Origin of the sequence: Niveibacterium terrae, from assembly GCF_048213115.1 — a bacterium.
GTDB lineage: Bacteria > Pseudomonadota > Gammaproteobacteria > Burkholderiales > Rhodocyclaceae > Niveibacterium > Niveibacterium terrae.
This window is the reverse complement of sequence record NZ_CP172404.1, coordinates 1,578,948-1,602,397: the sequence shown is the minus strand read 5'-3', so window position 1 is coordinate 1,602,397 and position 23,450 is coordinate 1,578,948. Positions and strand designations below refer to the sequence as shown.

General features: G+C 64.6%; 24 protein-coding genes. 14 read left to right on the top strand and 10 right to left on the bottom strand.

Annotated elements, in window-relative coordinates; genetic code table 11:
• Positions 1-56: 56 nt before the first annotated feature.
• The 3 genes from ACHFB9_RS07275 (at position 57) to ACHFB9_RS07265 (ending at position 3,124) form a co-directional block, all read left to right on the top strand.
• Positions 57-965, top strand: a complete 909-nt coding sequence (locus ACHFB9_RS07275) for an amino acid ABC transporter substrate-binding protein (protein WP_417070680.1) — start codon at positions 57-59, stop codon at positions 963-965.
• A gap of 201 nt (positions 966-1,166) precedes the next feature.
• Positions 1,167-2,030 (top strand): amino acid ABC transporter substrate-binding protein, encoded by an 864-nt coding sequence (locus tag ACHFB9_RS07270; protein ID WP_417070678.1) that lies wholly within the window; start codon positions 1,167-1,169, stop codon positions 2,028-2,030.
• 188 nt (positions 2,031-2,218) lie between these two features.
• Positions 2,219-3,124 (top strand): amino acid ABC transporter substrate-binding protein, encoded by a 906-nt coding sequence (locus ACHFB9_RS07265; RefSeq protein ID WP_417070676.1) that lies wholly within the window; start codon positions 2,219-2,221, stop codon positions 3,122-3,124.
• 66 nt (positions 3,125-3,190) lie between these two features.
• On the opposite strand, the gene ACHFB9_RS07260 is transcribed toward ACHFB9_RS07265, so the two are convergent.
• Positions 3,191-3,673 carry an FKBP-type peptidyl-prolyl cis-trans isomerase gene (locus ACHFB9_RS07260; RefSeq protein ID WP_417070675.1) on the bottom strand — a complete coding sequence of 161 codons (483 nt, stop codon included), beginning with the start codon at positions 3,671-3,673 and terminating at the stop codon, positions 3,191-3,193.
• Positions 3,639-4,088, bottom strand: a complete 450-nt coding sequence (locus tag ACHFB9_RS07255) for a peroxiredoxin (protein WP_417070673.1) — start codon at positions 4,086-4,088, stop codon at positions 3,639-3,641. Before ACHFB9_RS07255 ends, ACHFB9_RS07260 begins: the two co-directional genes overlap by 35 nt.
• A 200-nt stretch (positions 4,089-4,288) precedes the next feature.
• Between ACHFB9_RS07255 and ACHFB9_RS07250 the strand changes: the two genes are divergently transcribed.
• The 3 genes from ACHFB9_RS07250 (at position 4,289) to fabI (ending at position 6,824) form a co-directional block, all read left to right on the top strand.
• Complete coding sequence (locus tag ACHFB9_RS07250; RefSeq protein ID WP_417070671.1) at positions 4,289-5,278, top strand: zinc-dependent alcohol dehydrogenase family protein; 990 nt, start codon at positions 4,289-4,291, stop codon at positions 5,276-5,278.
• 47 nt (positions 5,279-5,325) lie between these two features.
• A complete protein-coding gene (gene lexA / locus ACHFB9_RS07245) occupies positions 5,326-5,925 on the top strand; it encodes a transcriptional repressor LexA (protein WP_417070669.1) in 600 nt (199 codons plus the stop codon).
• Between the two features lie 98 nt (positions 5,926-6,023).
• Positions 6,024-6,824 carry an enoyl-ACP reductase FabI gene (fabI, locus tag ACHFB9_RS07240; protein WP_417070667.1) on the top strand — a complete coding sequence of 267 codons (801 nt, stop codon included), beginning with the start codon at positions 6,024-6,026 and terminating at the stop codon, positions 6,822-6,824.
• A gap of 135 nt (positions 6,825-6,959) precedes the next feature.
• On the opposite strand, the gene ACHFB9_RS07235 is transcribed toward fabI, so the two are convergent.
• Positions 6,960-8,861, bottom strand: coding sequence for a SurA N-terminal domain-containing protein (locus ACHFB9_RS07235; protein ID WP_417070665.1), 1,902 nt, complete (start codon positions 8,859-8,861; stop codon positions 6,960-6,962).
• A gap of 291 nt (positions 8,862-9,152) precedes the next feature.
• Between ACHFB9_RS07235 and ACHFB9_RS07230 the strand changes: the two genes are divergently transcribed.
• Genes ACHFB9_RS07230 through ACHFB9_RS07205 form a run of 6 tightly spaced genes read left to right on the top strand, consistent with a single transcriptional unit; the run spans position 9,153 to position 15,618 of the window.
• A complete protein-coding gene (locus ACHFB9_RS07230; protein WP_417070663.1) occupies positions 9,153-9,962 on the top strand; it encodes a phosphatase PAP2 family protein in 810 nt (269 codons plus the stop codon).
• Entirely contained in the window at positions 9,959-10,870 is a 912-nt protein-coding gene (locus tag ACHFB9_RS07225) for a lysylphosphatidylglycerol synthase domain-containing protein (protein WP_417070661.1), read from the top strand. The genes ACHFB9_RS07230 and ACHFB9_RS07225 overlap by 4 nt, the downstream gene beginning before the upstream one ends.
• On the top strand, positions 10,867-11,892 hold the full coding sequence (locus ACHFB9_RS07220; RefSeq protein ID WP_417070659.1) for a glycosyltransferase family 2 protein: 1,026 nt from the start codon (positions 10,867-10,869) through the stop codon (positions 11,890-11,892). The genes ACHFB9_RS07225 and ACHFB9_RS07220 overlap by 4 nt, the downstream gene beginning before the upstream one ends.
• Complete coding sequence (locus tag ACHFB9_RS07215; protein WP_417070657.1) at positions 11,889-13,439, top strand: ArnT family glycosyltransferase; 1,551 nt, start codon at positions 11,889-11,891, stop codon at positions 13,437-13,439. The genes ACHFB9_RS07220 and ACHFB9_RS07215 overlap by 4 nt, the downstream gene beginning before the upstream one ends.
• A complete protein-coding gene (locus ACHFB9_RS07210) occupies positions 13,436-14,917 on the top strand; it encodes an ArnT family glycosyltransferase (protein ID WP_417070655.1) in 1,482 nt (493 codons plus the stop codon). The genes ACHFB9_RS07215 and ACHFB9_RS07210 overlap by 4 nt, the downstream gene beginning before the upstream one ends.
• The gene (locus ACHFB9_RS07205) at positions 14,917-15,618 is read left to right on the top strand and encodes a phosphatase PAP2 family protein (RefSeq protein ID WP_417070654.1); all 702 of its coding nucleotides are present in this window, start codon (positions 14,917-14,919) and stop codon (positions 15,616-15,618) included. The genes ACHFB9_RS07210 and ACHFB9_RS07205 overlap by 1 nt, the downstream gene beginning before the upstream one ends.
• On the opposite strand, the gene ACHFB9_RS07200 is transcribed toward ACHFB9_RS07205, so the two are convergent.
• Positions 15,615-16,931: a hemolysin family protein gene (locus ACHFB9_RS07200; protein ID WP_417070652.1), complete on the bottom strand. Its 1,317-nt coding sequence runs from the start codon at positions 16,929-16,931 to the stop codon at positions 15,615-15,617. The genes ACHFB9_RS07205 and ACHFB9_RS07200 overlap by 4 nt on opposite strands.
• A 71-nt stretch (positions 16,932-17,002) precedes the next feature.
• Entirely contained in the window at positions 17,003-18,397 is a 1,395-nt protein-coding gene (rmuC, locus tag ACHFB9_RS07195) for a DNA recombination protein RmuC (RefSeq protein ID WP_417070650.1), read from the bottom strand.
• Positions 18,398-18,515: 118 nt separating this feature from the next.
• On the opposite strand from rmuC, the gene ACHFB9_RS07190 reads away from it, so the two are divergent.
• Positions 18,516-18,830 carry a cupin domain-containing protein gene (locus tag ACHFB9_RS07190; RefSeq protein WP_417070648.1) on the top strand — a complete coding sequence of 105 codons (315 nt, stop codon included), beginning with the start codon at positions 18,516-18,518 and terminating at the stop codon, positions 18,828-18,830.
• A 17-nt stretch (positions 18,831-18,847) separates the two neighbouring features.
• Here ACHFB9_RS07190 and ACHFB9_RS07185 read toward each other — a convergent pair whose 3' ends face one another.
• Positions 18,848-19,819, bottom strand: coding sequence for a GlxA family transcriptional regulator (locus tag ACHFB9_RS07185; RefSeq protein ID WP_417070646.1), 972 nt, complete (start codon positions 19,817-19,819; stop codon positions 18,848-18,850).
• 118 nt (positions 19,820-19,937) lie between these two features.
• Here ACHFB9_RS07185 and ACHFB9_RS07180 point away from each other — a divergent pair, with 118 nt between their 5' ends.
• A complete protein-coding gene (locus ACHFB9_RS07180) occupies positions 19,938-20,399 on the top strand; it encodes a cupin domain-containing protein (RefSeq protein ID WP_417070644.1) in 462 nt (153 codons plus the stop codon).
• A 2-nt stretch (positions 20,400-20,401) separates the two neighbouring features.
• Here ACHFB9_RS07180 and hypB read toward each other — a convergent pair whose 3' ends face one another.
• From hypB to ACHFB9_RS07160, 4 genes are read right to left on the bottom strand one after another with little or no spacing between them, the layout of a single operon-like run.
• Positions 20,402-21,103 (bottom strand): hydrogenase nickel incorporation protein HypB, encoded by a 702-nt coding sequence (gene hypB / locus ACHFB9_RS07175; RefSeq protein WP_417070641.1) that lies wholly within the window; start codon positions 21,101-21,103, stop codon positions 20,402-20,404.
• Positions 21,104-21,105: 2 nt separating this feature from the next.
• Positions 21,106-21,459 (bottom strand): hydrogenase maturation nickel metallochaperone HypA, encoded by a 354-nt coding sequence (locus ACHFB9_RS07170; RefSeq protein WP_417070640.1) that lies wholly within the window; start codon positions 21,457-21,459, stop codon positions 21,106-21,108.
• The gene (locus ACHFB9_RS07165) at positions 21,452-21,961 is read right to left on the bottom strand and encodes a hydrogenase maturation protease (protein WP_417070638.1); all 510 of its coding nucleotides are present in this window, start codon (positions 21,959-21,961) and stop codon (positions 21,452-21,454) included. The genes ACHFB9_RS07170 and ACHFB9_RS07165 overlap by 8 nt, the downstream gene beginning before the upstream one ends.
• On the bottom strand, positions 21,958-23,445 hold the full coding sequence (locus ACHFB9_RS07160; RefSeq protein WP_417070636.1) for a Ni/Fe hydrogenase subunit alpha: 1,488 nt from the start codon (positions 23,443-23,445) through the stop codon (positions 21,958-21,960). The genes ACHFB9_RS07165 and ACHFB9_RS07160 overlap by 4 nt, the downstream gene beginning before the upstream one ends.
• Between the last annotated feature and the right edge of the window lie 5 nt (positions 23,446-23,450).

Sequence of the window (23,450 nt, the reverse complement as noted above, 5' to 3'; positions counted from 1 at the left end):
AATCCGCCCCTCCCGTTCCGGCTTGGGGCGGATCTGTTTTTTTGGGGCTGCTGAACATGAAAAAGACCTTCAAACCAGGCGCGTTCGCTCTTGCCGCCGCGCTCATCCTCCCTTCGCTCGGCGCAGTGGCGGCGACGCCGGACACGCTGGAGAAGATTCGCCAGACTCATCAGATCACGCTGGGGACGCGCGATGCGGCGCGCCCTTTCTCGTATCTCGACGAGCAGAAAAAGCCGGTCGGCTACTCGGTGGATCTGTGTCTCAAAGCGGTCGAACAGATCGCGAAGGAGCTGAAGATCACAGACCTCAAGGTGAACACCGTGACGGTTTCGGGCGCCGAGCGGATCCCGAAACTGCTCGACGGCACGATCGATCTCGAGTGCGGCTCGACAACCAACACCAAGGTGAGGCAGGAGAAGGTCGACTTCAGCTACACGATCTTCATCGCCGGCATGAAGATCGCGACCCGGGTGGATTCAGGCATCGCGCAACCCGCGACGCTGGCGGGAAAAACCGTCGCTCTGTCCAGGGGGACGACCTCGGAAAAACTCTTCACCCAGCTGCGTGACTCGGAAATCCACAGCATGAAGCTCCAACTCTTCCCGAACAACACCGACGCGATGAAGGCCTTGCTCGCCGGCAAGGTTCAGGCCTTTGCCCAGGACGACGTTCTGCTCGCCGGCCTGCTGAGCACCCAGGGCGGTGGCGGGAAGTTCGCGGTCGTCGGCGACTACCTGTCGATCGAGCCCTACGCGATCATGATGCGCAAGGGCGACACCCGCCTGCGCAGCGCTGTCGACCGGGCTCTGACGGCGGTGTATTCGAGCGGCGAGATCAACACGATCTACAAGCGCTGGTTCGCCACCGACAAGGTGAAACTGCCGATGTCCGCACTGCTCCGCGATGCGGTCACGCGTCCCAGCCGCGACCCGGGAATCGCGCGACTGCTCGGCTATTCGATCTGAGCAGGAGTGGGGCTGGGCGCAGCCCCACATCTTCGATCCACGTCAAGCCGGATCATGAAACCTTGTTTCGCCCAGTGAAATTACCACCATAATCGTCTATCATACCGCTCCCCCTGAACCCGCCTCCTCCCCCCTGTCGAGGCATTTTTTTGTTTGAATATGACGAATAAGAACATTCTCGCGCTCTGCGCGGCGGCCTCCGTGGCCACTCTCCCCCTTCCCGCTCTCTGCGCTGCTCCGAACACGCTGGAGAAGATCCGCCAGACCCACACGATCACGATCGGTCACCGCACCGGAGCCCGACCCTTCTCCTATCTGAACGAGCAGAACCAGCCCGCCGGCTACACCGTGGATCTGTGCCAGAAAGTGGTCGCCCAGGTCCGCAAGGAGCTGAAACTGGCCGACCTCAAGGTGAGCTATGTGCCGGTTTCCGCGACCGACCGGATCGCCAAGCTGCAGAACGGCACGATCGATCTGGAGTGCGGCACGACGACCAACACCAAGGCCAGGCAGGAGAAGGTTGATTTCAGCTACACGATCTTCGTGGCCGGGATCAAGCTGGCCACCCGCGTGGGCTCCGGGATCTCCTCGCCCGCGACGCTGGCGGGAAAGACCGTTGCCCTGACCCGTGGCTCGACCTCGGAGAAGATCTTCACGCAGATTCATAACGCTGAAGTCAGCAGCATGAAGCTGCAGATCTTCCCGACCAACACGGAAGCCATGAAGGCCCTGCAGGCAGGCAAAGTCCAGGCCTTCGCCGAGGATGACGTGCTGCTCTCCGGCCTGCAATCGACCCTCGCCGACGGCGGGAAGTTCGCAATCGTCGGCGACAGCCTGTCGGTCGAACCGCTCGCGATCATGACGCGCAAGGGCGACAAGCAGCTGCTCGGCATCATCGACAAGACTCTGGCTTCGGTCTACGCGAGCGGCGAGATCAACACGCTCTACAAGCGCTGGTTCGACACGGCCCAGATCAGGGTCCCGATGTCCGCGCTGACGCGTGACGCGATCACCCGTCCCAGCGAAGACGCTGGAATCGCGCGCCTGATCGGCTACTCGATCTGATCGCTGCGGAAAGTGGCCGCGACCGCGCTCCCACTTTCCGCGGGTGCAAGGGCCAACGCCGGTATCGCAGCCTGATCCAGACGCGGCTCCGTCCGAACAGCGCCCTTGCCTCGCCCCTTGCCCCCATCCCGAACGCATACGATTCCGGTGGCATAATCCGTCATGCATTCGTCCCCGATTGGCTGAAAATGACCCTAAATACTCTTCATCACGCACTCTGCGCTGCGCTGCTCGCAGCCCTTCCGCTGACCGTCGCCAGCGCCCAACCCGACACGCTGGAGAAGATTCGCCAAACTCACACGATCAACGTCGGCATCCGCAGCGGAGCCCGTCCCTTCTCCTTCTTCGACGAGCAGAAGCAGCCCGCCGGCTACACCGTGGATCTGTGCCAGAAAGTGCTCACCCAGATCCGCAAGGAACTCAAACTCGGCGACCTCAAGGTCAGCTATGTTCCGGTCAGCGCCGAGGACAGAATTCCGAAGCTGCAAAACGGCACGATCGATCTCGAATGCGGATCGACGACCAACACCAAGGCGAGAACGGAGAAGGTCGACTTCAGCTACTCGACCTTCGTATCCTCGATCAAACTGGCGGCACGGGTCGGGTCGGGAATCACCACCCCCGCAAGCCTGGCGGGCAAGACGATCGCGCTGACCCGCGGCACGACCGCCGAGAAGCTCTTCACCCAGCTGCGCGCCAGCGAGATCCGCAACATCAACTTGGTGTACTTTCCGACCAATACGGAGTCGGTCAAGGCTCTGCAGGCAGGCAAGGCCCAGGCCTTCGCCGGAGATGATGTGCTGATCGCCGGCTTACTCTCTACCCTGCCCGACGGCAAACAGTTTGCGATCGTCGGTGACGGCCTGTCGGTCGGCCCCTATGCGATCATGATGCGCAAAGGCGACAAGGCGCTGCGCGAGCTCACCGACAAGACCCTGGCCTCGGTGTTTGCTAGCGGTGAAATCAACGCGATCTACAAGCGTTGGTTTGAGAACGACAAGATCAAGATCCCGATGTCGGCTCTGACCCGCGAAGCGATCACGCGGCCGAGCCACGATTCGGGCATCGCCCGCCTGCTCGGCTATTCGCTCTGAACGATCGAATCGATCTAAAAAAAACGGCACCGCGCGCGGTGCCGTTTTTCATGGAGCAAGTCCGACTCAGTGGTGATGGCCACCCTGGCCATGCACATGACCGTGCTCGAGTTCTTCGGCGCTCGCCTGACGAACCTCGGCCACTTCGACGTCGAACACCAGAGCGGTGCCAGCAAGCGGGTGATTGCCATCGACAACGACCTTGCCTTCGGCGATGTCGGTGACGCGGAAAAGCATGTCCTCTTCGCCCTCTTCCTCGCCAACGCGCTCGAAAGCCATGCCGATTTCGATGTTGTCCGGGAACAGATCCGCCGGCTCGATCATGACCAGCTTCTCGTCGTAGTCACCGAACGCATCTTCCGGTTGCAGCTTGACCGTCAGCTTTTCGCCGACATCTTTGCCGTGCAGCGCCTCTTCGAGAAGAGGGAAGATCGCGTCGTAGCCGCCGTGCAGATAGACGAGAGGATTCGCGCCGTCGTCGATCACATTGCCGTCCGGGTCGCGGACCGTGTAGTTAAGCGTCACGACCGTGTTCTTGACGATTTCCATGAGGTTTCCTTGCTAGTTTCCTGATTTGTTTGAGCACTTCGGTCGCAAAACCGTGTGCGTTGATATCCAGATAGGCCTGCTGGATATGGCATTGACGGTCGATCACAAAAACCGCCCGCCGGACTCGCGCCCGTCCCCCTTCTCCCTGCTCCCAGACTCCATAAAGGCGGCTGACTTCTCCATCTTCATCCGAGAGCAGCCGGATCGACAGCCCATGCTCGTCGCGAAAGGCGGCATGGGTCAGGCAGTCATCCGGGCTGACTCCGACCACGATCGCTCCCTGATCAGAGAAAGCCTGATCGTGATCGCTGAATTCGATCGCCTGGCGAGTGCAGACCGGCGCCCCATCCCGGGGGTAGAAGCAAAGCACGATGATGTGCTGTGAAGCCTCCACGCCCAAATCGAAGCTGTCCATGTCCGCGTCGGGCAAAACGAAACCTGGCGCCGGAGAACCGGGGGGTAGAGGCCCGACCGGCGGTTGCAGTTCTGATTCTACCGGAACTGCGAGCTTGCTAACGGCGGACTCCATCGTGGACCTCCTGTGCGACCCCGCACTATCCTCTAGCATTAGTAGCTCAGAGGCTTGGCCGGGACAAGACGAAAGGGGGAAAGGCAATGAACTCGTTGCAGGCGATGTGCCTTGCCGCACCACACGAAGCGCTGATCGCAATCGAAGCGCCGCTGCCGGCCCCGGGCCCCGGCGAGCTGCTTCTGCGCGTCGAGGCATGCGGAGTCTGCCGTACCGATCTTCATCTCGTCGACGGCGAATTGTCTGGCGCGCGCTATCCGATCATCCCGGGCCACGAGATCGTTGCCCGAGTCGAATCCTGCAGCCCAAACTCGGGCTTCACGGTCGGCCAGAGAGTCGGAGTGCCCTGGCTGGGCTGGACCTGCGGGAAATGCCGCTTCTGCCTCAGCGGCCGCGAAAACCTCTGCAACGAGGCGCGATTTACCGGTTGCCAGATCGACGGAGGCTATGCGAGCCACTGCATCGCCGATGCGCGTTACTGCTTTGCGCTGCCCGACGAAGCCGATCCGGTGAGCCTTGCCCCGCTGCTGTGCGCCGGCCTGATTGGCTACCGGGCCTTGCGCTTTGCCGGAGAGGCGCGCCGGATCGGCCTGTTCGGCTTTGGCGCCGCCGCGCACATCGTTGCGCAAGTGGCGCGCGACGAAGGCCGCGAAGTCTATGCCTTCACCCGCGCCGACGACCACGCGAGCCAGGCCTTCGCGCTGAGCCTGGGCGCCACCTGGGCGGGCAGCTCAAGCGGACCATCCCCCGCGGAGCTCGATGCCGCACTGATCTTCGCGCCTGTCGGCGCTCTCGTCCCGGCGGCGCTGCGCGCGGTCGGCAAGGGCGGATGCGTCGTCTGCGCGGGAATCCACATGAGCGAGATCCCCTCTTTCCCCTACGCGTGGTTGTGGGGCGAACGGCAGATCCGCTCGGTCGCCAACCTGACCCGCGCAGACGGCGACGGCTTTTTCGCCGACATCGCCCGCCATCCTCCGCAAACCCATACGACCGCATTCCCGCTGAGCCATGCCAACGATGCGCTGCAACAGCTGCGTGCGGGCCGTCTCCAGGGAGCTGCGGTTCTGGTCCCTTAGCGCACGTCGCGCTTGCGGCAAACGGCGAGCTGTACAAAAATATAGCCATGAGCACATCCCTGACCGGCCGCCAGGCCGAAATCCTCGCGCTGATCCGCGACACGCTGGAACACGATGGCCGACCGCCCACCCGCGCCGAAATCTGCCAGGCCTTCGGCTTTCGTTCGCCGAACGCGGCCGAAGCGCACCTGCGTGCGCTCGAAAAAAAGGGCGTGATCGAAATAGAGGAAGGCCGCGCCCGCGGCATTCGCCTGCTCGAAGACTCCGGTCTTCCGGTGATCGGCCGCGTCGCAGCCGGCAGCCCCATCCTCGCCAGCGAACACATCGAGGCGAGGTTCAAGCTCGACCCAGGGATGTTCGCCGAACGCGCCGACTACCTGCTCCGCGTGCGCGGTCTGTCGATGCGCGACGTCGGCATCCTCGACGGTGATCTGATCGCCGTCCACCGCACCGAGAGCGCGCGCGACGGCCAGATCGTCGTCGCCCGGATCGGCGACGATGTCACGGTCAAGCGCCTCTTCTTGCGCGAAGGCCGGGTCAGGCTGCTCGCCGAAAACCCTGACTACGCGCCGATCGACGTTTCCCCCGACGAGTTCGCACTCGAAGGCGTCGTCGTCGGTCTGATCCGTTCGACGAGCGGTCACTGATCCACTCATCGCACGATCATTAGCCCTGATCACCACAGGGCTGGGAGATGGCGCGCGCGTCCGATATAATCCCCAATCCCCTAAACGGAGTGTTCATAATGGGTTTTCTTGCAGGTAAGCGAATCCTGATCTGCGGGTTGTTGAGCAATCGGTCGATCGCTTACGGAATTGCGAAGGCCATGCACCGCGAAGGCGCGAGCCTGGCTTTCACCTACCAGAACGATCGTTTCAAGGATCGTCTCGAAAAGTTCGCGGCCGAGTTCGACAGCGATCTCGTGTTCCCGCTCGATGTCGGTGAAGATGCCCAGATCGATGCGCTCTTCACTTCGCTGGCCGAACATTGGGACGGCCTGGACGGTCTGGTTCATTCGATCGGCTTCGCCCCCAGAGAAGCTCTGGATGGTGATTTCCTCGACGGCATCTCGCGCGAAGCTTTCCGCACTGCACTCGAGATCAGCGCCTACAGCTTCCCGGCTCTGGCCAAGGCAGCCCGGCCGATGATGAAGGGCCGCAACGGCTCCTTGCTGACTCTGTCCTATCTGGGCGCGGTCCGGACGATGCCCAACTACAACGTGATGGGCCTCGCCAAGGCCAGCCTCGAAGCGTCGGTTCGCTATCTGGCGTGCACGCTCGGCCCGGAAGGCACCCGCGTCAATGCGGTCTCCGCGGGTCCGATCAAGACGCTGGCCGCCTCAGGCATCGGTAGCTTCGGAAAGCTGCTCTCCTTCAACGAGAAGAACGCTCCGCTGCGCCGCAACGTGACGATCGAGGAAGTGGGCAATGCCGCTGCTTTCCTGTGCTCGGACCTCGCTTCGGGCGTGACCGGCGAGATCATGTACGTCGACGGGGGCTTCAACACGACCGCGCTGGCCGTGGCTGACGCCGACTCCGACGCCTGACACTCAGCCCACGCAGCTGTTGAGAGGGCCGCATTTGCGGCCCTTTTTCTTTGTCTGGTGATGCGGCGATCAGCACGCGCAGAAACAGAAAGGGCCGCTAGCGCGGCCCTTTCTTGTTTCAACACTCGTTCCAGATCATTCCTTGGCTTCGAGCGCGGCCTTGTCGATCTTGACCGTATAGCGCTCGCGCAGAGCGGCAAAGTAGGCCGCGCGATCGAGTTCGCTGATCAGACGCCCGTATTGCATCGCGAAAGCCCTGCGGCGCGGATCGTCGGCCGTCGGAGCCTTGCCCGGCTCGATCGAGCGAATCCTGACGATACCGTAACCGGCGCCGGGGATCTCGGTGCCGACATAGGCGGGGAGCTTTCCGGAAGCGCGGAAAACCGGCTTGGCCAGAACGGGCGGCAACGAAGACTTGCCGCGCGAGACCTTCTCGGCCTTGCTCCACTCGAGCGCGGGCGTCTCGCCCTTCTTCAGCGCCGCCAACTGCCTGGTCCCTTCCGCGCTCGCCAGCTTTGCAGCCTCCTTGAGCGTCAGCTGTTGTTCGATCTGGGTCCGCACTTCGGCAAACGGCTTCAGCGATGCGGGCTTGCTTTCGATGACGCGAACCGAGATCAGGCGGCCATCCCCCAGGTCCATCGCCTCGGTGTTGCGATGGCTCTTGATCGCTTCCGGAGCAAAGGTCGCCTTGAGCACCTTCGGGTTATCGAAGGGAGGCGGCAAACCCTTGACCTGTGCAAACAGCGGAGTCTGCTGGATCTGCAGCTTGTACTTGTCGGCGGCAGGCTTCAGGCTGTCCGGCTGCTCATAGACCGTATTCGTGAAGCTATCCGCAGCTTCAGCGAAACGCTTCGCGGCCGCTTCCTTCTTCAGGTCGGCGAGGATGCCTTCCTTGACCTGCTCGAAAGGCTTGACGGTGGCGCTGCGCACGTCGTCAAGCTTGACCAGGTGGTAACCGTAGTCGCTCTCGACGATGTCGCTGACCGCTCCGGCCTTCAACGCGAAGGCGGCGTCCTCAACCGCCTTGAAGTCCTTGGAGCCGCCGCGGCTCATATAACCCAGATCGCCGCCCTTGGCGCCGGAATCCGTGTCCTGCGAGTTGGCCTTGGCCAGCTCGGCAAAACGTTCGGGTTTCGCGCGCAGCTGGGCGAGCAAGGCTTCGGCCTTGGCCCTGGCCTGCTTGCGCTTGTCGGCCGGAGCGCTCTTGGGCGCTTCGATCAGGATATGGCGAACGTGGCGTTGTTCGGCACCGGCAAAGCGTTGCGGATTATCCTGGTAGAACTTGCGCACCTGGTCATCGCTGACCGTGACCTCATTGGCCAGAGCCGCCTGGCTCAGCACAAGGTACTCGACCTTGACCTGAAGGGGCATCTGCCAGCGGGACTGGTTGGCGTCGTATTCCTTGCGCGCCGCGTCGGCGGCGAGCTTGACCTGGGGCATGAAGCGTGCAAGCGGAATCTGCACCACTTCGACTTCGCGCACTTCATCCTGCAGCGCAAGCCAGCGGTCGATCGAAGCCATCGAAACGACTTCGCTGGCCGACACACCCGCAAGAAGCTGTTGCTCAGCCAGCTGCTGAGCCAGCAGGGACTTGAAGCGACTCGGAGTCATGCCGCGTTCGGCGAGCGCCAGCTCGAACTTCTTCTCCGAGAACTGGCCATTCTCCAGGAAAGCCGGATTGTTGCCGATGATCTGACCCAGCGCTTCCGGGCCCGCCCTCATGTGCGAGGCATCGAGCTGAAGATCGACCAGGCGCTGGCTGATCATGTCTTCAATGACCGACTGGCGGAATTCGGGAGTCTGCAGCGTGGAGGGGTCGAAAGACGGCCCCATCTGCTCACGCATGCGGCCCTGGGCGTCGCGCATTGCCTGCTGGAATTCCTGCTGGGTGATCTTGCTGCGTCCAATCTTGGCCACCCCGGCATCGCGTGCGGAGCTCTGGATATAGGAATCCACCCCCCACAGCGCAAAGGGAATGGTGATGATGGCCAGAAAGACCTGAACTATGCGTTTATTGTTGCGGACGGCGTCGAACATGCGAGATGAGAGGATTCGTCAAGAAGCTACATACAAAAAAGGCGAACCTCTGTTCGCCCCGTCGGCTGGCGGCTGGAGCCGGTCGGAAATACCCGGCGCGGCAGCTGCCGCTCTGCACCACATCGGCTCCAAGCCTACCACTGACGCCAAGCCTTGCCAACCGCCAAGGGCAAGGCCCAAGGGGCAAGCCGCGCCGAGTTTGATAGGATGGAGGATCTGGCACAGCCACTCCTGTCCCGCCAACCGTATCCGCGAATGCTAACATTGTGCGTTTTTGTCTGAGCATCCCAGATGCCCGAATCCCTGATCTTCACTGACCGCCCCCGCCATTTGCCCGGTCGCCACCCGCTGCGCTGGCTGCCCGTCGTCGCGCTCGTCGCAGCGATGCTGCTGCTGATTCTGAGCGGAAGCGGGCGTGAGCTCTTCGTCGCGCTGAACGGCGCCGTCAAAGAACAACCCGAACTCTTCTGGTCCTGCGTGACGCTGATGGGAAGCGGAGCCGGCACCTATGCGCTGCTCGCCCCGACCCTGGTCCGCTTTCCGCGCCTGATGGCCGCAGCGCTCTTCACCGGGATTTTCGGCGCCGCCTACACCCATCTGCTCAAGCCGCTGGTCCATGCGGCCCGCCCGGCCGCGGTGCTCGCGCCCAACCAGATTCATGTGATCGGCGAAGTGCTGACCAGCAACAGCTTCCCTTCCGGCCATTCGGTGACCGCCTTCGCCTTCGCCTCGACGCTGATCTTCTTCTCGCGCCGCCCGTGGCAAGTCGCACTGATCGCACTGCCCGCCGCCTGTCTGATCGCTTTCTCGCGGATCGCGGTCGGCGCACACTGGCCGATCGACGTGCTCGCCGGTGCTCTGGGTGGCTGGATCTCGGGCATGGCCGGTGAGGCGCTGTCGCGGCACTGGCACAACTGGGAAGCGCGCGGCTGGCGAATCTTCTTCGGCATCGCGATGACCGGCCTGGGCATCGGCCTCTATCTCTCAGATCAGGGCTACCCGCTCGCGCTCCCTCTGCAGAACGCTCTGGCCGCTCTGGCCTTCCTCGGCGGTCTTGTCGCCATCGCACTGAGCGGCCGGCGCCGACGGGATCTGCTGTGATCAAGCGCGCCCTCGCCCTGTTGATCTCGATCGCTCTGATCGCCTGGCTCGCCCACAGTGGAGACTGGCACGGAGTCTGGCTCCACCTCGCCCGCCTGCCCGCAAGCACACTGCTGCTCGTAGTCGCAGGCCTGACCGCGAGCTATCTGTTGCGCGCCGCGCGCGTCCATGACGAGTTTCGCGACGTCGCCGGGTCGCGCTTCTGGGCGATCGCCCGGATAACGACCGCCCACAATGCCGCGATCAACGTGCTGCCCTTTCGCAGCGGCGAGGCGGCTCTGCCGATTCTGCTGCAGCGTGAGTTCGGCGTGCCGATGACCCGCGCGCTGGTCTCGCTGCTCTGGCTCAGGCTCCAGGACGCTTTCGTCGTGCTGCTGCTCGCGGCCTGGGTCTGGCCGGCCCTGCCGCTTGCGCTGCGTATCGTCTGGTCGCTGGCCGTACTCTTCGCGACCTGGGCGATCCCGGCCTGGGCGAGGAATCACGATTCGGCTTCGGTCGCCGCGGGCGGGCTCGCCGGCAAGATTGCGAAGCTGCGCGTCGCGCTGGCCCACTCCAGCCGCGGTGCATTGCGCTCCTGGGGTTGGACTCTGGGCAACTGGAGCATCAAACTCGCGGCCCAGTCGCTGCTCCTGGCGAGCATGCTCGCGAGCCCGCTGAGCCTCGCCTCGGCCGGGGTGCTGGGCGCGGAACTCGCCTCCATCCTGCCGGTTCAGGGCGTCGCCGGTTTCGGCACTTATGAAGCCGGAGTCGCCGCAGCCCTCGCCCCTCATCAAATTCCCGTCGCCGCGAGCCTTCAGGCTGCGCTGGCGCTGCATCTGGTCATCATCGCCGTCGCGGTCATCGCCGGCGCGGCAGCCTTCGTGCTGCTGCCCGCGGGAAGCACGTCAAAAAATGGAAAGAACTCATGAACGATAACGCCACTCGCCCGCAGATTGCGGCCCCCGCTCACCGTCTTTCGGTCGTGGTTCCGATGTACAACGAGTCCGAGAACGTCGAACCGCTGGTTCGCCGCGTCGACGAAGTGCTGGGCAACTACGCTCATCCGTGGGAACTGATCCTCGTCGATGACGGCAGCTCGGATGCGACACCGAACGAACTCGCCCGCGTCGCGGCTCTCTACGGCCCCCATGTGCGCGTCGTTTCGCTGATGCGCAACTTCAAGCAGACTGCGGCGATGCAGGCCGGAGTCGATGCCGCGCGCGGCGACGTGATCGTGACGATGGACGGCGACCTGCAGAACGACCCAATCGACATTCCGCGCATGGTCGCCCGCCTGCTCAATGAAGACCTCGATCTGGTCTCGGGCTGGCGCAAGAACCGCAAGGACGGCATGTTCCTGCGCAAGATCCCGTCGCGCATCGCCAACCGGCTGATCGCCCGGATCACCGGAGTCCGCCTCAACGACTACGGCTGCAGCCTGAAGGCTTTCCGCGCCAGCGTGATCAAGAACATTCGCCTCTATGGCGAGATGCACCGCTTCATCCCGGCCTGGCTCGCGACGGTGACGACCCCCCGCCGTATCGCCGAGGAAGTGGTGACTCACCACGCGCGCCAGTTCGGCGAGAGCAAATACGGCATCTCGCGAACTTTCCGCGTAGTGCTCGATCTGATCTCGGTCTTCTTCTTCATGCGCTACCGCGCCCGCCCCGGTCACTTCTTCGGCGGCATAGGCCTCTTTCTCGGCATGATCGGCGCGGCGATCCTCACCTGGCTGGCCGGTCTGAAGATCTTCACTGGAGCCTCGATCGGCGGACGTCCCCTGCTGCTGCTGGGCTTTTTCTGCGTGATCGGCGCGATCCAGTTCATTTCGACCGGCGTGCTCTCCGAAACCCTGGCCCGCATCTACTTCGAATCGGGTGCAGCCGCGCAGTACCGGGTCCGCGACCCGGACGATCTGGACTCGAACGAAGCCTGGCACACCCCCGCATGAACTCACTCGGCCCACGCGCGAGCGCTCGCGACACCCTGCTGCTTTTCCTGATCCCGCTGATTCTGCTGACGCTGAACCTGGCGGGCGCGCCACTCTTCGATGTCGACGAAGGCGCTTTCTCGGAAGCGACCCGCGAGATGTTCGTGCGTCACGACTTCATCTCAACCTGGCTCAACGGCGAACCACGCTTCGACAAACCCATCCTGATCTACTGGCTTCAGGCGATCCCGGTCGCGCTCGCCGGCGTCGGAGAATGGAGTTTTCGTCTGCCTTCGGCTCTGGCCGCCGCGCTGTGGGCGAGCGCTCTGGGCCTTTTCGCATGGCGCCGCAGCGGCCGCGAAGCGGGCTGGCTGGCCACTCTGGTCGCCGCGAGCTCGCTCGGGGTCTTCGTGATCGGCCGCGCCGCGACCGCTGACGCTCTGCTGAACCTGTGGCTCACGCTGGCGATGCTGGACGGCTGGCGTCACCTCGAATCGCGCGACAAGGCACCGCTGCGCCGGATGTATCTGTGGATAGGTCTGGGCGTGCTGACCAAGGGTCCGATCGCGCTGGCGATCCCGGCCATCGTGACCCTGCTCTACTGCCTGAGCCGCCGCGACCTGGGTGCCTGGCTGCGTGCGTCTTTCGACCCGATCGGCTGGCTGATCCTGGTTGCGATCGCAGCCCCCTGGTATGCAGCGATCTACGCGGTCCACGGCCAGGCCTTCATCGACGGCTTCATCATGAAGCACAACGTTGGCCGCTTCACCGGACCGATGGAAGGCCACGGCGGCAGCCTCTTCTACTACCTGCTGATCGTCCCTGTCCTGCTTCTGCCCTGGACCGGGCTGCTCGTGCGTGGCCTCCGCGAGGCGAGGCGCGACAGCTCAGACGCGCTGCGCCGTTTCCTGTGGATCTGGTGCGGCTTCGTGCTGATCTTCTTCTCGTTCTCGGGAACCAAGCTCCCGCATTACGCGCTCTATGGCTGCAGCCCGCTTTTCCTGCTGATCGCCCACCACCGCGAACGGCTCAAGAGCGGCTTTCTGAGCCTTCTTCCCGCCCTGCTGCTGCTCGCGCTGCTCGCGGCCCTGCCCGTCCTTCTCGAGCGGCTGATCGCCGCGGGAGCGGTCAAGGACAGCTATTACCAGGCCCAGCTCGCGCGCGGGGTCCAGGCGGCCGGAGCGAGCTACCTGATCGCCTGTCTCGTCGCGCTGGCCCTGGTCGCCGCTCTGCTCTTCGCACGCGCGGTGCCGGCCTGGAAGCGTCTCGCGGTCTCGGCGATCGTGACCTCGCTTCTGCTCTCGACCGTCGTCACGCCTTTCGTCGGCGATCTGCTCCAGGGTCCGGTCAAGCGCGCCGCGCTCGCGTCGCGCCGCTATCCGGAAACAGCGGTGCAGTGGAACTTCTTCCAGCCCAGCTTCGCGGTCTATCGTGAGCGCCAGGCACCGGCCCGCGAGCCGCGCCCGGGCGAGCTCGCGCTGACCCGTTTCGACCGTCTGCCCAAGGATGTCCGCGTTCAGACGCTGTACTCGGAAGGCGGAGTCCGCCTCGTCAAGGTGCTGCCGTGAAGCCTTCCGCAAACGCTCAAGTCTCCGAAGCGAGCGGCCTGCCCTGGCTGCTCGTCACGATCACGCTGCTGACGCTGTGGCGGATCTGGGTCATCACTCATTCCGGAATCACCCTCTACGCCGATGAAGCGTATTACTGGGGCTGGTCGAAAGACCTGGCCTGGGGCTATTTCTCCAAGCCCCCGCTGGTCGCGGCGCTGATCGCCGCGACGACCGCGCTGTGGGGCGACGGGCTGGTCGCGGTCAAGGCCGGAAGCCTGATCTTCTATCCGGCCACGGCGCTGCTGCTCTACGGCCTGGGGCGGCGCCTCTACAGCGAGCGCTGCGGAACGCTCGCCGCGATCGCTTTCCTGACCCTGCCCATTACTTCGGCGTTGGGCCTGTTCATCTCGACTGATGCACTGCTGCTGTTCTTCTGGACCGCGGCGCTGTGGCTTCTCCATGAAGCGATCGCGCGCGACCGGCTCGCCCACTGGCTGGGTCTGGGCCTCGTCTGCGGCCTGGGCCTGATGTCCAAATACACGATGGGCGCCTTCCTGCTCACCGCGCTGCCGCTGCTCGTCGCGACGCCTGAAGCGCGCCGTCTGCTGCGCCGCCCCGGCCCCTGGATGGCCGCGCTGATCGCGCTGCTGGTGCTCGCGCCCAACCTGTGGTGGAACTGGCAGAACGACTTCCCGACCCTGCGCCACACCGCGGACATCACCCGGGTCGATGGCGGTCGCGAGCACAGCTCGAACCTGCTCGAATTCCTCGGCGCCCAGGTCGGCTCGATCGGGCCTCTGCTCGCGATCGGCTTCATCGGCGCGCTGGTCCCGCTCAGAGCCGCGCTCAGCCGACCCGCCGACCGCCTGTTGATCGCCGGCAGTCTGCCGCTTCTGCTGCTGGTCTGCGCCCAGGCGCTGTTCGGCCACGCCAACGCGAACTGGGCCGGGCCGATTTTCTGCTCGGGTACCCTGCTCGCCGTCGCCTGGCTGCTCGAAGGCCGAGCCTGGCGGGCTCGCCTGCTCGTCGCGGCGCTCGTCTTCAACTTCGCGATCACCGGCCTCGTCTACCACTGGCCCAGCGTGCTGCACCTCGTCGGGCGCCCGCTGACCGCCAAGCTCGACCCGCTCAAACGTATGAAGGACTGGGACAGGCTCGTCGAGACGCTGTCGCCCTTCATCGAAGCGCACCCGGACCTGCTCGTCGTCGCCGACGACCGCACAATGCTCGCCCATGTCGCCTATACGCTGAGGGCGAAATCGCCGCGGATCGCGAGCTGGAACCCTTCGCACACGGTGATCGACCAGTACCAGCTGACCCGCTCGCTGCCGAACACGCCGGGCATTGACGTGCTCTATATCGCCGAGAGCACCCCGACCGGGGCGATCGCCCGCTTCGCTCGAAGCCAGCAGCTCGGCTACGGTTCGGTTCAGTCTCATCCGGACTTCTCGCGTCACGCGGGAGTCTGGCTGCTCTCCGACTTCAAGGGCTACTGATGCCGGCGAAGTCGGAGATCACCTGGCTCGCGGGCCTCTTCGCGTTCGCCGCGCTCGCCTTCTCGGTCTTTCCGCAGATCGACCTCGCTGCCGCGCGCGCCTTTTTCGTTCCGGGCTCAGGTTTTCCGCTCGGCGAGACCGCCTTCGCCCAGGGCATCTACTGGCTCGTCTGGGGCGGCGCCCGGCTCGCGATTGCCGCCTTCCTTCTGCTCTGGCTCGCGAGCCTTGCCGCGAAGAGCGGATGGCTCAGGGCCCGGCGGCGCTGGTTCGGTTTCATGCTGCTCGCGATCGTGATCGGCCCGGGCATGATCGTCGATGTGGGCCTGAAGAATCACTGGGGCCGCGCCCGACCTGAGCAGATCCGCGATTTCGGTGGCGCTCAGACCTTCACGGTCGCACTCCGTCCGGCCAGCGAGTGCGCGCGCAACTGTTCCTTCGTCAGCGGCCATGTCTCGGGGGTCGCCGCGCTGATGAGCTTCGGCTGGCTCGCTGCGCCAGCGCGCCGCCGCCGTTGGCTCGCCGCAAGCATCGCAGCATCGCTGCTGGTCGGCGTCGTGAGGATCGCCCAGGGCGGACATTTCCTCAGCGACGTCGTCTTCGCCTGGTACGCGGTCTGGATCGGCAACGCGCTCGCAGCCTGGCTTCTCGCGCGCACCGGCCAGCTCGCCCGCGGCGAAGAGATCCCCGAAATACTCCGTTAAGCCTGGGCCTCGCCGGACTCGGACTCTTCGGGCGCGATCTCGATTGAAGCGAGCACCTTGTCGATGCGCTTGCCGTCCAGATCGACGATCTCGAAGCGCCAGCCTTCCCAGACGCAGTGGTCCCCGGTCTGGGGCAAGCGCCCCAGCAGCAGCATCAGCATGCCAGCCAGCGTGTTGTAGCGCCCCTTCTCTTCCTCGGGCACGCTCCTGAGCGCGAGGCAATCCTTCATCTCGGGCACCGGGATGATGCCATCGAGCAGCCAGGAGCCATCCTCACGCTGCACGGCCCACGAATCCTCGGCACTGCGCGGCCGGAATTCCCCAGTGATCGCTTCCATCAAGTCCTGAAGAGTCACGATGCCGATCACTTCGCCGTATTCGTCGATGACGAAAGCGAGCTGAACTCCTCCGGTCTTGAAGTGTTCGAGCAGTTCCATGCCGGTCAGCGACTCGGGCACGAAGACCGGAGGCTGGAGGTTCGCGCTCAGATCGGTCGCCTCTCCGCGCAGGCTCTGGCCGAGCAGCTGCTTCGAATGCGCGATCCCGATCACATGCTCGAAACCCCCGTCGAGCACAGGAAAGCGGGTGTGCTCGCTTTCGGCTACCCGCTTCAGGTTCTCGTCCAGCCCGTCCTGGATGTCCAGATAGACGATGTCGCCGCGCGGCACCATCAGCGATGCGATCGCGCGATCATCGAGGCGGAATACGTTGCGCAGCATCTGGTGTTCCTGATCCTCGATCACCCCGGCGTCCGAGCCTTCGGCGATCAGCGCGTGGATCTCCTCTTCGGTGACCGCCGGCGTATCCCTCTGGTCGACTCCGAGCAGCCTGAGCATCAGGTCGGTTGAAGCGGACAGGAGGCGCACGAAGGGCTTAGAGGCCATGGAGAGGCCTAGCATGGGTCTTGCCACGGCTCGGGCAAGCGCCTCGGCGCGGATCTGACCGATGCGCTTGGGCACCAGTTCGCCGAGCACGATCGTGAAGTAGGTGATCCCGACAACAACGGTCGCGGTCGCAATGATGTGCGAGGCCTGCTCGGAGAGGCCCACTGAAATGAGCCAGGCAGCCAAAGGAACGGCCAGCGCCGCCTCGCCGATGATGCCGTTGAGCAGGCCGATCAGGGTCAGACCGATCTGTATCGTCGACAGAAAGCGGTTCGGATCCTCGCCGAGGCGGATCGCCGCTTCGGCCGAGCCATCGCCCTGCTCCACCATCGCCTGCAGCCTCGCCTTGCGGGCCGTCATCAATGCGATCTCGGCGGCCGCGAAGAGACCGTTGATGAAGATCAGGGCGATCAGAAAACCTATGTTCATGCTGGTGCGCGGCCTACCGCGCCGGGTTCAGGATCCCTCAAGGATACATTGCACCGGGCGAGGATGGGCGCTCAGTTCTTGTCCGCCGCCCGCGGATACGGCAGTTCTTCGAGCTGAACCGACTCGATCTTCGCAAAATGGGTCGTGATCTTGCGGCTCGACGTGTGCACTTCCTGAACGTCCTCGTTGGCCTGGCGGATGTGGGTCGCGAGTTTGAGCATGCGCTCGTCGAAGCGCGAAAAATCCTTGGCGAGCTTGCCCAGCGCGTCCTTGATCACATGGATCTGGCGGCGCGTCTCGACGTCCTTCAACACTGCCCGCGCGGTGTTCAGAACCGCCATCAGCGTCGTCGGCGAGACGATCCAGACGTGCCGCTGCATTGCGTACTGGACCACCTCAGGATGGTAGGCGTGGATCTCGGCGAACACCGCTTCGGCCGGCACGAACATCACCGCTCCGTCCGAAGTCTCACCGGCCACGATGTACTTGGATGCGATCGCATCGACATGGCGCTTCACGTCAGCGCGGAAAGCGCTCTGCGCGGCGCGTCGCTCAGCCTCCCCCGCGTCGAACATCCGGTGGTAGTTCTCGAGCGGAAACTTCGCATCGACGGCGACCCGCCCCGTCGGCTCGGGCAGCGTCAACACGCAGTCGGCGCGCACCCCGCTCGCCAGCGGCACCTGGAAAGCGAAGGAGTCCGGAGGCAGGGCGTTGCGCACCAGCGCTTCGAGCTGGACTTCGCCGAAAGCGCCGCGCGAACGTTTGTCCCCGAGCAGCTCCTGGAGGCTCACGACATTGGTCGTCAGCCCGTCTATCTTCTTCTGCGCCTCGTCGATTGTCGCGAGGCGCGCCATCACGCTGGCAAAAGTCTCGTTGGTCTTGCGAAAGCCTTCGTCGAGCCGCTCGTGGACGATGCCCGAGATCGCGTCGAGCCGCTCGCCGGTCGTCCGGGTCAGCGCCTCCACGCTTTCCGCCTGCTGCTTCGCCGCCGCCGCGAGACCTTCCTGGACCAGCTCGCGCTCGGCCCGCGACTGCTCGGCCAGAGTCTTCAGCACCAGCTCGGTCAGCTGGGTGCGGAGGAGCTCCTGGCGCGCCGCGATACCGCTGGCGAGCTCGGCCAGGCGACTCGCCCCTTCCTCGCGCTGGGCGGCCGAGACGGTCTCGAAGCTGCGATGCAGCGCCGACAGCGCTTCGCCGTTCGCGCGCAGCAGCTCGGAGATCTGGGCCCGCAGTCGCTCGGCGATCTCGGCCTGATGGGACGCGAGGCGCTCGGCGCGGCGTTCCGCACTTTGTGCGAGCTCGACCCCGAGCGCGCGCAGCTGCGCCGCCTGCGCCGCCTCACCGCGCAGCGCGAGAGCTTCCTGAGCCGTGAGCATCTCATTCCGGATTCGCGCGGTGCGCTCCAGCACCAGAAGAAGCACAAGAAGCGACGCGACCGCCAGCGCAACCAGGACCCAGTCCAGCATGCCATTCCCCCAAAACCTTCGATTATAGAGGTCCGCCCAGAAGGGAGAACTAGATCCTTATGGGCACGGAAAACGATCTGCTATAAAGCAGCAGAAGCCCCCGGCGAGGAGGAGAAGCGTGCCCAGGAACGACAAGCGATCGCTGCTCGACATGATTGACCACCAGAAGAATGGCATCGTCAGCAAGACGCTGATCGACAGGGAAGCGGGAAGCGTCACCTTGACCGCGTTCGACCGGGGCCAGGGATTCGGCGAGCGCACCGTCCCTTTCGATGCGCTGGTCGTGGTTCTCGAAGGAGAGGTCGATATCAGCATTCGCGGCAGTTCGGAGCACCTGAGCCAGGAGGATTCACGCCTCATTCCCGCCGGAGAGCCTCACTCGCTGAAGGCCGCTTCGGCCGCCAAAGCGCTGCTGATCGCCGTCAAGTCCTGAACCCGCATTTGCGCGTCTCACTTCCCCGCGCGCCGGTATTCGCCGGGCGTGCAGGCAAGCTCCCGCTTGAACAGCCGGCGAAAAGTGCTGACGTCGGAATAGCCCACCTCAGCGACGATCTGCTCGAGCCCCAGCGAAGTGGTCTCGAGCAGGCGGCGAGCCGCATGCAGGCGCAATTGCTGCAGGTAGTGCAGAGGCGTATCGCCGAGCGCAACGCGAAAGCGCCGGATCAGGGTGCGCTCGCTGGCGCCGACCGCGCGAGCCAGCTCGTCGAGGCGGAAAGGCTCGGCGAGCCTCTGTTGCAGCCACTGCTGGCTGCGCGCGATGAGCGCATCGCCGTGGCCGAAGTACTGCTGAAAGTTCGCATAAGGCGCCTGGGATTCGCGCCGGATATCGACCAGCATCAGCCGCGCGCACATCATCGCCAGATCGGCACCGGCGAAACGCTCGACCAGTCTCAGCCCCAGATTGTGATGGGAAGTGGCCGCGCCGCTGGTCAGAAGATTTCCCGCCTCGACGAGCACCGCATGGGCGCGCAGCTTCACAGCGGGATAGCGGCGGCGGAACCAGTCCGAGAGCCACCAGCTGACCGTCGCCTCCTCCCCGTTCAGCACGCCGCTCTGGGCCAGCCAGGCAACTCCGGTGCAGTTACCGGCGAGAAGCCGGCCTTCCCGCTGCCAGGCAAGGATCCGCGCGCACAGCCCGGATCCGGACGAGAGGCGACGCTCATATTCCGCCAGGTCCCGGTAGCCGACCCCCGGCAGATAGATCACATCGGCGTCGGCAGCACGCGAAAAGTCCCCCTCCACCGCGAACTTCAATCCGCTCGAAGAGATCACCGCATCGCCCGTCGCGCTGAGCAGTTGCCAGCAGAAGAGCGGCGGCTTGTCCCGCCCCCAGCACCCGTTCGTTATGTGCAACAGATCGACCAGAGCCGTGACGCTGCTCGCGAAGAACTGGTCCGGCAACAGCAATGCGATCTTCTTCATGATCTGGCGACATCAGCATCAAAGATGTCGATATTGCCACTTCGAACCCCGGCCGCGAAGACCTAAGCTCTTCTCCCGACAAGGACGGCCGTCCGGCCGCCCATCCCAAGGAGAAGAAATGAACAAGGCACACCCTCAACGCACAGGCTCCCGGTTCACCGCCGTCGATCTTGGCCCACAGTCCGCTCTCGTAGCCTGCCGATTCGAAGCTCCGTCCGGCCAGTCGGCCCCCGGCAAGGTCTTTCTGCGCGAAGCGCTGAACGCGACCGGAGCCGAGATCTCGTGGAATTGCCTTCCCCCGGGCGCGGCAATGCCTTTCCTGCACGCCCACCGCGAACACGAGGAGATCTACCTCTTCACCGGCGGCGAAGGCGAGTTTCAGGTCGATGGTGAAATCTTCCCGGTCAGCGAAGGCTCGGCCGTGCGCGTCGCGCCCGAAGGCGCGCGCGCCTGGCGCAACACCGGCAGTGAAGCGCTGAGCTTTCTCGTGCTGCAGGTCAGGCCGGGCAGCATCAGCGGCGGCCCCGTCGAGGACGGTTATCCTCTCTCAACGGAGCTGAGCTGGACGAGAGGCGCCTGAAATCACCCGGCCGATCGCCGAGCGGTAAGCCACGCGAACCAGGCTTCCATCCCCTCCCCGGTCGTCGCCGAGACCGGGAAGATCAGGATTTCGGGATTGATACGCCGCGCGTAGTCGCAGCAGCGCGCAACATCAAAATCGAGATGCGGCAACAGATCCACCTTGTTGAGCAGCATCACGTCGGAGGCGGCGAACATGTCCGGGTATTTGAGCGGCTTGTCCTCGCCTTCGGTGACCGACAGCACGACGATCTTGTGCGCCTCACCGAGGTCGAAGCCGGCCGGGCAGATAAGGTTGCCGACGTTCTCGATCAGCAGCAAGCCCGGCCCGTGCAGGTCGAGCTCATCGAGCGCCTGCGCGATCTGCTGCGCGTCGAGGTGGCAGCCCTTGCCGGTGTTGATCTGGATGGCCGGCGCTCCGGTCGTGGCGATCCGGTCGGCGTCGAAGCGGGTCTGCTGGTCGCCTTCGATGACCGCAACCGGTTCTTCGATGCCGAGGCGCTTGATCGTTTCGACAAGCAGGCTGGTCTTGCCCGAACCGGGACTGGACACGAAGTTCAACGCCAGAATCCGGGCAGCGGCGAGGCGATCACGGTTGCGCTGCGCGATTGCCGCATTGCGGCCCAGCACATCCTCCTCGACGCTGACGCTGCGCACGCGGCGCGGCGGACGGTAGGGGTTTTCACAACCACAGCTCTCGCACATGATCACTCCCCGCGACAGAGGCCTTCGATGCTCTTGAGCTTGAGCTCAGTGCCCGCAATCACCTTGAGCCCGTAAGCGCCGCAGCGCAGACACGGAGCGAAGCGCTCGGCGATCGGCTGTTCCTCGCCGCAGGCGGGGCAGCGGGCGAAGGCTGCGATCCCTTCAATCGCGACATCAGCGCCGTCCGCGACCCCGCCGCGCAACGCGCCTTCGAGCGCGAAGAGCAAGGCGTCGCGATCGACGATCGCGAGCGAACCGAGCGCCAGCGTCAGCCCCGACACGCTCGCGAGATCCGCTTCCGCAGCCTTGTCCTCGACGATCTGCGCGATCTCGACGGCCAGCGAGAATTCATGCACGACAGCTCTCCCCGTCCTGTTCTTTTTCCTGCTCCTCGGCCAGCGCCGCGCCGCACCAGCTCTTCAGGAAATCCCAGGCCTCTTCCATCTGCTCGGCAGTGGCCGGATGCACGGGCTCACCGAGTTCGAAACTCCTCGCCGGAATCGACAGCAGCTCCAACGGCGGCGGATCGACCCAGCGCAGCCGGCGGTAGATTTCGAGCAGACCGGAGGGCGAGAGCGCATGAGTCGAAAAGCGCACATCGGCGACGGGGCTCACGCGCTCGCACGAGAAGCCCTGACTGCCGCCTGTGCGCGCATCGATCAGCAGGACTCTGCGCCGATCGACCAGATCGAAGACGTGTTCGATGTTGAGCTGAAAATCGCTCAGAACCTCGATCCGCTCTTCGTTGAACCCGGCGAGCCAGGCTTCGAGCCGCGCCGCGAGCAAAGGCCCGACCGCATCGTCACCGCGGCTCAGGTTGCCATAGGCGAGAACCAGGATAGGCGCTTTCTGGCTCATCCCGCCTCCACGGTCCCGTCGCCATGGCGAGCCAGGCGGCTGAGCAGGGCGCCGTCGGGCGCGAGCGTTTCGACGATGAGCGGCATGCTACCGATCGCGTGCGTCGCGCAGGACAGACAGGGGTCGTAGGCCCGGACCGCGACTTCGATCCGGTTCAGCAGGCCTTCGCTGACTTCGCGGCCGTCGAAGTAGCGGGCGGCGACCGCGCGCACCGATTCGTTCATCGCCTGGTTGTTCTGGGTCGTCGAGACGATCAGGTTGGCCATCGTGACGAGATCGTCCGCGCCGATCCGGTAGTGGTGGAAAAGCGTGCCGCGCGGCGCCTCGATGACGCCTATGCCTTCGCGCAGCCCCTCTCCTCCGGCCAGCAGGTCCGTGCCCAGCAGCTCGGGATCGGCGAGCAGTCGTTCAATGGCCTCGGCGCAGTGGAGCAGCTCCACCATCCTCGCCCAGTGATAGGCGAGCGTCGCCTGCACCGGTCGCCCGCCACCGGAGGCGATAAACTCCCGGCGCGCCGCTTCGGCCAGAGGCGTCGCGATGAAGTCGCAGTTGTTGATCCGGGCCAGAGGCCCGACCCGGTACCAGCCCTCCCGCGCGCCCAGCGACGCGAGGAAGGGAAACTTCATATAGCTCCAGCTCTTGACCTCTTCGCGGATCAGTTCAGCGTAACGGTGGGCGTCGAAGTGATCGAGCAGCACTACGCCTTCCCTGTCCTTGACGCGAAGGCCTCCGTCGTAGAGCTCCAGCGCTCCGTCAGGAGCGACGAGCGATACAAAGAGCGAGGGCGCAGCCGCGAAATCGGGATGCTCGCGCTCGCCGGCCTCGAAGAGCGCGCGCGCGATAGCGACGCCCTTGCCCGCCGAGGCAATCACCTGACCGATGTCGCATTGCAGCGCATCGCGTTCGGCCCCGCTCAAGGCCTTGTTGAAGCCGCCCGGCAGCGAACCCGTGCCATGCACCCGCTTGCCGGTCAGCGTGCGTATCACTTCCTGGCCGTACTGGCGCAGCTTGACCCCCATCAGCGCGATGTCGGGGTGGTCGGCGATCACGCCGGCGATGTTGCGGTGCGCGACGGCATCGTCGAAACCGAAGAGCAGGTCGGCGGAGGCGAGGTAGAAGAAGTGCAACGCGTGCGACTGCAGCACCTGAGCGAAATGCAGCAGCCGGCGCAGCTTGCCCGCGGTCGGCGTCACCGAAGCGGCGCCGAGCACGAAGAAATCGCAGGCCTTTGAAGCCGCGAGCAGATGGCTGACCGGGCAGATTCCGCACAGCCTCTGCACCAGCACCGGCACTTCCCAGAAGGGTCTGCCCTGGATGAACTTCTCGAAACCACGGAATTCGACGATGGCGAGCCGCGCCTGGCGCACCCGCCCCGCGTCGTCGAGCAGCAGGGTCACCTTGCCGTGCCCCTCGACGCGGCTGAGCGGATCGATGACGACCCGCCTGAGCCCTTGCTGATGCGAATTTTCCAGATCTTCGGACATGGCGC

What these genes read in the sequence shown, in the direction of transcription:
- ACHFB9_RS07275 (WP_417070680.1), top strand. Translation starts at nt 57, where the DNA reads ATGAAAAAGACCTTCAAACCAGGCGCGTTCGCTCTTGCCGCCGCGCTC.
- ACHFB9_RS07265 (WP_417070676.1), top strand. Translation starts at nt 2,219, where the DNA reads ATGACCCTAAATACTCTTCATCACGCACTCTGCGCTGCGCTGCTCGCA.
- ACHFB9_RS07260 (WP_417070675.1), bottom strand. Translation starts at nt 3,673, where the DNA reads ATGGAAATCGTCAAGAACACGGTCGTGACGCTTAACTACACGGTCCGC.
- ACHFB9_RS07255 (WP_417070673.1), bottom strand. Translation starts at nt 4,088, where the DNA reads ATGGACAGCTTCGATTTGGGCGTGGAGGCTTCACAGCACATCATCGTG.
- ACHFB9_RS07250 (WP_417070671.1), top strand. Translation starts at nt 4,289, where the DNA reads ATGAACTCGTTGCAGGCGATGTGCCTTGCCGCACCACACGAAGCGCTG.
- lexA (WP_417070669.1), top strand. Translation starts at nt 5,326, where the DNA reads ATGAGCACATCCCTGACCGGCCGCCAGGCCGAAATCCTCGCGCTGATC.
- fabI (WP_417070667.1), top strand. Translation starts at nt 6,024, where the DNA reads ATGGGTTTTCTTGCAGGTAAGCGAATCCTGATCTGCGGGTTGTTGAGC.
- ACHFB9_RS07235 (WP_417070665.1), bottom strand. Translation starts at nt 8,861, where the DNA reads ATGTTCGACGCCGTCCGCAACAATAAACGCATAGTTCAGGTCTTTCTG.
- ACHFB9_RS07230 (WP_417070663.1), top strand. Translation starts at nt 9,153, where the DNA reads ATGCCCGAATCCCTGATCTTCACTGACCGCCCCCGCCATTTGCCCGGT.
- ACHFB9_RS07220 (WP_417070659.1), top strand. Translation starts at nt 10,867, where the DNA reads ATGAACGATAACGCCACTCGCCCGCAGATTGCGGCCCCCGCTCACCGT.
- ACHFB9_RS07215 (WP_417070657.1), top strand. Translation starts at nt 11,889, where the DNA reads ATGAACTCACTCGGCCCACGCGCGAGCGCTCGCGACACCCTGCTGCTT.
- ACHFB9_RS07205 (WP_417070654.1), top strand. Translation starts at nt 14,917, where the DNA reads ATGCCGGCGAAGTCGGAGATCACCTGGCTCGCGGGCCTCTTCGCGTTC.
- ACHFB9_RS07200 (WP_417070652.1), bottom strand. Translation starts at nt 16,931, where the DNA reads ATGAACATAGGTTTTCTGATCGCCCTGATCTTCATCAACGGTCTCTTC.
- rmuC (WP_417070650.1), bottom strand. Translation starts at nt 18,397, where the DNA reads ATGCTGGACTGGGTCCTGGTTGCGCTGGCGGTCGCGTCGCTTCTTGTG.
- ACHFB9_RS07185 (WP_417070646.1), bottom strand. Translation starts at nt 19,819, where the DNA reads ATGAAGAAGATCGCATTGCTGTTGCCGGACCAGTTCTTCGCGAGCAGC.
- ACHFB9_RS07180 (WP_417070644.1), top strand. Translation starts at nt 19,938, where the DNA reads ATGAACAAGGCACACCCTCAACGCACAGGCTCCCGGTTCACCGCCGTC.
- hypB (WP_417070641.1), bottom strand. Translation starts at nt 21,103, where the DNA reads ATGTGCGAGAGCTGTGGTTGTGAAAACCCCTACCGTCCGCCGCGCCGC.
- ACHFB9_RS07165 (WP_417070638.1), bottom strand. Translation starts at nt 21,961, where the DNA reads ATGAGCCAGAAAGCGCCTATCCTGGTTCTCGCCTATGGCAACCTGAGC.
- ACHFB9_RS07160 (WP_417070636.1), bottom strand. Translation starts at nt 23,445, where the DNA reads ATGTCCGAAGATCTGGAAAATTCGCATCAGCAAGGGCTCAGGCGGGTC.